The organism is Citrobacter sp. Cu096, assembly GCF_030332285.1.
Taxonomy (GTDB): Bacteria; Pseudomonadota; Gammaproteobacteria; order Enterobacterales; family Enterobacteriaceae; genus Citrobacter; species Citrobacter meridianamericanus.
The window spans coordinates 1-6,781 of sequence record NZ_JAOWID010000027.1 but is presented as its reverse complement, the minus strand read 5'-3'; the positions used below and the strand labels follow the sequence as shown (position 1 = coordinate 6,781).

4 protein-coding genes and 1 pseudogene are annotated in these 6,781 nt (G+C 49.6%); all 5 read left to right on the top strand.

Going from position 1 to position 6,781, the window contains the following annotated elements; translation table 11 throughout:
• A pseudogene (locus tag OGX99_RS12185) lies at nt 1-180 on the top strand (hypothetical protein); the annotation flags it as partial.
• A 600-nt stretch (nt 181-780) separates the two neighbouring features.
• Nucleotides 781-3,267 carry a type VI secretion system Vgr family protein gene (locus tag OGX99_RS12180; protein WP_151218385.1) on the top strand — a complete coding sequence of 829 codons (2,487 nt, stop codon included), beginning with the start codon at nt 781-783 and terminating at the stop codon, nt 3,265-3,267.
• A 28-nt stretch (nt 3,268-3,295) separates the two neighbouring features.
• Nucleotides 3,296-5,575 (top strand): hypothetical protein, encoded by a 2,280-nt coding sequence (locus OGX99_RS12175; protein WP_286543679.1) that lies wholly within the window; start codon nt 3,296-3,298, stop codon nt 5,573-5,575.
• A 14-nt stretch (nt 5,576-5,589) separates the two neighbouring features.
• The gene (locus OGX99_RS12170) at nt 5,590-6,471 is read left to right on the top strand and encodes a formylglycine-generating enzyme family protein (RefSeq protein ID WP_286543677.1); all 882 of its coding nucleotides are present in this window, start codon (nt 5,590-5,592) and stop codon (nt 6,469-6,471) included.
• On the top strand, nt 6,468-6,781 hold a 314-nt coding region (locus OGX99_RS12165; protein ID WP_286543675.1), incomplete at its 3' end, for an SUMF1/EgtB/PvdO family nonheme iron enzyme. The genes OGX99_RS12170 and OGX99_RS12165, both read left to right, overlap by 4 nt.

The following is a 6,781-nucleotide window of genomic DNA, read 5'->3' as shown; positions in this document are numbered from 1 at the left end:
TTAAATATCAATTCTATTATATTTTATCCCCTGTTACATTCAGATAAATTAGTCCGGAGCATAGGCCCGAAAAAGAAAGAGAAAGGAGTTTACGGGACGTTGATTTATCCTGACGGTACGACTGTTCCGAAAACAGAGACCTTCCCTGACATTGACGTATTGAAGCAATTTATAAAATGATGAAGGACAGATAAATCGATTATATTGTCATAAGTATAGTTCTCTTTTTTCATTTCAACCGTTTTAAGTTAACTATCTGTTTATGGATTAAAACTTTGTCGAGGGATTGGTAGATGATATAGAAATATTTATTTTTCGCTCCACTGGTAATCTTATCGGGTTGTGTTTCAGAGCGGAACCGGACATTATCTCCACCAGAAGATACCCAATGGGTCATGATGGGAGAACCATGTACTTGAAGAACTGGTCGTGCTGGCGGGGTTATATTAGATGAATATTGATGTGGGGATATTAGTGAAGAAACTTGGTAAGCCGTATCGAGAAATTTATAGCTAAGGTTTATAGGAGTGGCTGTAGCTTACATATTACCAGCTCCAGAACAAAATATTACGGCTTCATTTGATTATAATATTCATTTGTATAAATAATGACTTTTTGTTTATTGGAACATGCCAAAGGAATTCACACTACGCAGGAAAACGGTTGGATGGGAATGAGTGAGTGTGCTGAGATGTTTTATTAACATCAGGTATTAATAATTTTTGATGTGCTAATTAAGTATGTTAGATGGAATTCTCTTTATTAAACGGAGTTAACGCTATGAATATGGAAATAACATCAGGGCCCACTCTTAACCGCTACAGTTTATCGGTTTCTTCATGCCCGCATGAACTGGATGTGGAACGTTTTGAGGGGCTGGAGCAGTTAAGCGTCCGTTACCATTATTCAGTCCGTTTTACCTGCAGCGCTTCAGAGCTGACCGCCGGTATGTTCCTGAACCAGCCGGCTTTGCTGACCATGAAAGGCGGGGAATTACTGCATGCCCTGCCCGTGAAATTCGTCCACGGCGTCGTGACTCATTTCCGGCGTCTGACGGAGTCGCGCGACCAGGTCAGCCATGAAATCATCATTGAGCCTTATCTCTCCCTGCTGGATAAACAGTTCCGCACGCACCGTTTCTTCATAAACAAATCGGTCCCGGAAGTGGTGGGTGAAATCCTGCAGGAACACGCCCTGCACGGCTGGGAGTATGACTTCACGCTGACGCAGAGTTACCCGAAGCGTGAGCAGATAAATCAGTACCAGGAGAGCGACCTGGCGTTCATTGAGCGTCTGCTGGCGGAAGTGGGGATATTTTACTTCTTCACGCTGCAGCCGGATACCCGGACGGAAGTGGTGCATTTTGCAGACCAGCAGAGTGCCTATGAGTTTGATAAACGGCTGACGCTGAACAGCCCGTCAGGAATGAGCGACAGCGGGGCGGATTCCGTCTGGGGGCTGAACATCCTGCACCAGGTGGCACCGGCGGGAGTGACGACAAAAGACTATAACCACCGCGAAGCGCAGAAGGTGCTGCAGTCGGCGAGGGCGGATATCACCGGCGGCGAAGGCGAGGAAATGCGCTATGGCGAGGTGTATCACTACAAACCGCGCCATCTTGAAACCGGGGATGCATTCGATCCGGCGGCGGAAACCGGGAACTTCTGGGCGCGACTGGACCACGAGCGTTTTCTGGCGGAGCAGACGCTGATAACGGGTTTCAGCACGGATGCGGGGTTACGTCCGGGACAGGTGCTGACGATAACCGACAACAGCGTGCCGTCGACGCTGCCGGGTGTGCTGCAGCAGCCGGTGGTGGTGGTCCGGGCGGGGTTCAGCGGCAGCAGGAAAGATGCGCTGAAAGTGTCGCTGGCGGCGGTCCCGTACAGTGAGACGCAGTGCTGGCGTCCGGCACTGAAGGCGAGACCGAAGGTTAGCGGCACGCTGACGGCACGGGTCAGCAGCCCGAAGAGCGGGGACATCTACGCGCATCAGACGGCGGAGGGGCTGTACCGGGTGAAGTTCGATGCCGACCAGGACAGCAAACAGCAGGGTTACGAGAGTATGCTGCTGCGCCTGGCCAGACCCTACGGCGGCGACACTTACGGGATTCACTTCCCGCTGATACAGGGCACAGAAGTGGCGGTGGCGTTCCATGAAGGGGACCCGGACCGGCCCTATATCGCGCATGCGCTGCACGACTCCCGGCATCCGGACCACGTGACACAGGCAAACCACACCCGCAACGTCATTCGCACACCCGCGAATAATAAGCTGCGCATGGAAGACAAACGGGGCGAGGAGCACGTCAAGCTCAGCACCGAGTACGGCGGCAAGACGCAGCTGAACCTGGGGCATAACGTGGATGCACAGCGTGCGCTGCGGGGCGAGGGGGCCGAGTTGCGCACGGATGACTGGGTGGCGGTACGCGGCGGGAAAGGGGTTTTTATCACCTCGGACAGGCAGTGTGAGGCTGCAGGCACGATGCTGGAGATGAAAAATGCTGCCGCGCAAATGGCTCAGGCGCTGTCTGTGAGTGATGCCCTGGCGAATGCTGCCGATATCGCACAGGCCTGGCCGGCAGATTCAGATACAGCAAAGGCACTGAATACAGCGTTAAACAATCTTACTCAGCCCGGGATTGTGCTCAATGCCCCGGAGCACATCAGCATCAGCAGTCCGAAGTCGGTGCGTCTGTCGTCCGGCAGTGAAAGCGTGGGGCTGGTCGCGGGGGGAAATACCGATATCAGCGTGATGAAGAAATTTACTGCCGTGGCGGGGGAAGCCATCAGTCTGCTGGCCCTGAAGCTGGGTATACGTTTATTTGCTGCAAAAGGGAAGGTTGAGATACAGGCTCAGGATGACGGCATAGACGCGGTGGCGAAAAAGGACATTTCCATCACAAGCGTGGAGGGCAAAGTGTTAGTGACGGCAGCCGACGAACTGGTGCTGAACTGCGGCGGAGCTTATATCAGACTCAGCGGCGGTAATGTGGAGATCGGCTGTCCGAAAAATATTCTGCTCAAATCTATCAGCGTGCAGAAATTAATGGCTGCTGATTATGACCTGCCAAAACCAGATCTACCGAAAGGGTTTAATGATTTCTTTATCGCCAAAGATGAGGATTCCGGAGAGATTATGCCTTTCGTACCTTATCGAATTAAAACAGGAGAGGGAAACGTATATGAGGGGGTCACGGATGCTGAAGGCAAAACCATTACCGTATATACCGCACAGCCTGAATCTTTAGATATCGAATTACTTTGATTTTTAAACTATAAACAGGGAGGTGTTTATGGCAACAGGTGAAGAGCAAACTAAAACTTCTGCGCAAGGCTCTGGAAAAGTTGTTAAAGGTAAATACGATCCAGAACTTTATCTCCACCCAGGCAGCGCGACCATACTCTGTGTTGACGCAGGCGCTGAAAAAGCAATTCAGGAAGAGCACTACTTTTTATCAGGATTATTGGAAAAACAGTTACAGGCACAGAAAGATCTTGATGAAGCCAATTATGCGGCAATTTTACAGGCTGATACCGTACCAGAAAGACAACTTCAGAGTAAGGTAACAGAAGCATACGCCGCACTCAATAAAGCCAACAAAGCATTTCGTCAGGAATTAATGACTCTCACGGCCAATGCCCCTGAAGGGGAACTTTTGGATGAAAAAATGAAGGAGAGTGCCATTGGCATCATGGAGTTAATTCCCCTTAATAAAAGCTCTGTCACTGGATTCAAGAAAACTTATATTCGTTCTGATAAGATCAAAGAAGGTTGGCGCAGATATAAGCTGAGTAATATTGATAAAAAAACAGGTGAAGCCAGCTTTATTAAGTACCATGACAAAACTATCACCGTACAAGATGAGAATGGTAAAGCTGTTAATAAAACGGTGCGCCAGGCAAAAATAGACCCCCAGGAACTTAAAAAACAGCTGAAAGAGGCCTCTGTTAAATTCAAATTTGATATTTGTGAGGATAGCAACATTATTGTCAGCGATTGGGCAAAAGAGATGAACAAATCGCTGTCCTGGCCGAAGGGGGGGAATGCTGATGAGTCCGTCTATCATCAGTATGTTGATATTAGCGCTCAGGCCCAGCTCATGCGATTCAGCCATGGCGCAGGGTTATCCGCGGAATTTAATCCACTTCAGGGTAAGGTAGAAGGGAAATTAGAGGGGCACGCCAGTTTTGCGTTAGGTGAAGCGAAAGCAGAAAGCACTTTATATGTTCCGGACAGGTTAGGCATCAGTCTGCTGTTTCCGGCGAAAGCCGATACACCGCAAACGCCAGGCGGTATCTGTAATATGGGGGCGCTACGTTTTGCCCTGAAAATGGTGTTGTCCGGCAGTGTCGGAGCCAGTGTGGCCGTTGAGGTTGGCGCGACGCTCGACTGGAGCAGTGAAATGGGCAAAGGTTACGGTATTAAAGGCCGTCCAGCGGAGCTTCCTCCCCCGCCGTTGCCGGGCAAACGAAAAATTAATTTACATACTCCGGAAGCACCTGAAGCGCAGGGCGGCGGGGAAATTGGCGCTTTTGTAGGTGCTCAGTTCGGGGGCAATATCAGCGGCGCCATAGAATGGTTCGACCCGCATCCTGACGACACGCCTCCCGCTAACGTCGAGAAGACGGACGGTAAGACCATCGTCAACAAAGAACGGAAATTTGCGGCAATTGCGAAGCTGGAAATAGGGGTATCGCTTCAGGCGGGAGTGGGGGGAAGCGCGGTTTTCTACGTCACCTACATCCAGGGGCGTTTTCGTATTTATTGCAAAGCGGCATTTTGCTGGGGAGCTGGTGCAAAGGGGAGTCTGGGGTTTGAGGTTGATGGCGGCTGCTATTTTGCCTTTATGAAAAGCTTTATGTACATGCTGCGCAACGTTGATTATCAGAAGTTAGTCGACATGATGGAATTAGACGCCTTTCAGGCATTGTGCGCCATCCCCTTAATTATGGCGGCCCGTGGCGTCCAGGCGGCGGTTGCTATGGTCGAAGAGACAAAGGATATCATTGCTCAATTAACGAATGATTTAAAGCATGAAAATAACCGGGTTAAGCTGATGGAAAGTGTGCTGAATAACCCGGACCAGTTTAAATACTCGCCACCGGAAACCAAAGGCGCACTGATTGCACAGTTAATGGATATCAATTGGGCGGACCCTCTCGACCCGCGAAACCAAAACAATAACCCGCTCACGTTTAATTCCTGGAAATTAGGGCCAATGAAACGCCGTAAGCAGGCCATCTTCCTGGCGTTGAAATGGGTGCAGAGTAAAGCCGATTACGACAATGTTATGCAGCATATTACTGAAAGCCCTGGCAAGGGAAAAGGTGACCGTAATAAAAATGAGCAGACGGTAATTACATTCCTTTCCGACGGTGAGAATGATTCCGTATTTTTTACCCATTACGGTAAGAAGCTACCTGAGTTATATAACAATCTTCCGGAGAGGGTTTCACCAGAAAAACCGTTTAAACCTATACCCGATGAATTAATGGATCGGTATTTAGCGTTGATTGACCAGCAGCAGACACATGACCCCATGAGTGATGATGGACAGACCAGAACGGTTTAATTAAGGATATCAAAATGAATAAGCAATACTGCGCCGCGCTATTAGTAACAATAGCATTTTGTAATGGCTGTGATAACAGCACCAGTGCTGAAAACCAGCAGCTCACGCAGGCGCTGGTGACGCGCTCGCTGGATAATATGGTCCCGGTTGCGGGAGGTGAGTTTTTAATGGGGGACTTCGGTCCGCTGATTTGGGAAAAGCTGCCCTTCAGCTCGAACCAGGATGATAAATACCTGCATAAGGTCAGACTGAGTGACTTTATGATCGGCAAATATAAGGTCACGCATAAAGATTATAATGAGTATATAAAAATCACCCATGGAAAAAAGCTTACCTATGTATTTGGTGAGAAGTTACTGGCGGATGACGTTCCCGTCAGTGTCCCCTGGCAGATGGCCAAAGACTACTGCCTGTGGCTGGGTAAAATGTCGGGTAAACGGGTGGATTTACCCACCGAGGCGCAGTGGGAATACGCGGCCCGCTCCCGGGGACAGTATTTGCCCTATGCCACCAGTAACGGAAAAATAGAGCGCGGAGTCAATGTTCCCACCTTTGATGAAAGAGCAAAAATGAACGATGTAGGGATATCGATTTACCCGGTCGGGAAATATCCCCCCAATCCACTGGGGTTGTATGACATGGGGCTAAGCGGTGATGAATGGGCTAATGACTGGTATGCGGCGGACTACTATGCGCACTCGCCGGTTGATAACCCACAGGGACCGAAGAGCGGCGACAGGAAGGTTATGAGAGGATATTCAGGAGGAGATTATCAATATGCCCTGACCATGTTTCGTAAGTCGAATCTCCCTTCCCCACTTTTTGACGGTCATATAGCAGAAGATAACGAATTCCTTCCCAATTTTGGCCTTCGCTGCGTGGTGAATAACGGATGACGGCGCATATTCTGAAATTTCTCACCCCGGGGATATTTTTGCTGGCGCTGACCGGCTGTGATAACAGCTCCAGTGCGGAAAACCAGCAGCTCACCCAGGCGCTGGTGAAACGCTCGCTGGATAATATGGTTCCCGTCGCGGGCGGTGAGTTTTTAATGGGGGACTTCGGTCCGCTGATTGGGGAAAAGCTGCCCTTCAGCTCGAACCAGGATGATAAATACCTGCATAAGGTCAGGCTGAATGACTTTATGATTGGCAAATATAAGGTCACCTATAAAGATTATAATGAGTATATAAAAATCACTCATGG

Excerpts from the sequence above, each read along its gene's own strand:
- OGX99_RS12180 (WP_151218385.1), top strand. The coding sequence starts at position 781 with ATGAATATGGAAATAACATCAGGGCCCACTCTTAACCGCTACAGTTTA.
- OGX99_RS12175 (WP_286543679.1), top strand. The coding sequence starts at position 3,296 with ATGGCAACAGGTGAAGAGCAAACTAAAACTTCTGCGCAAGGCTCTGGA.
- OGX99_RS12170 (WP_286543677.1), top strand. The coding sequence starts at position 5,590 with ATGAATAAGCAATACTGCGCCGCGCTATTAGTAACAATAGCATTTTGT.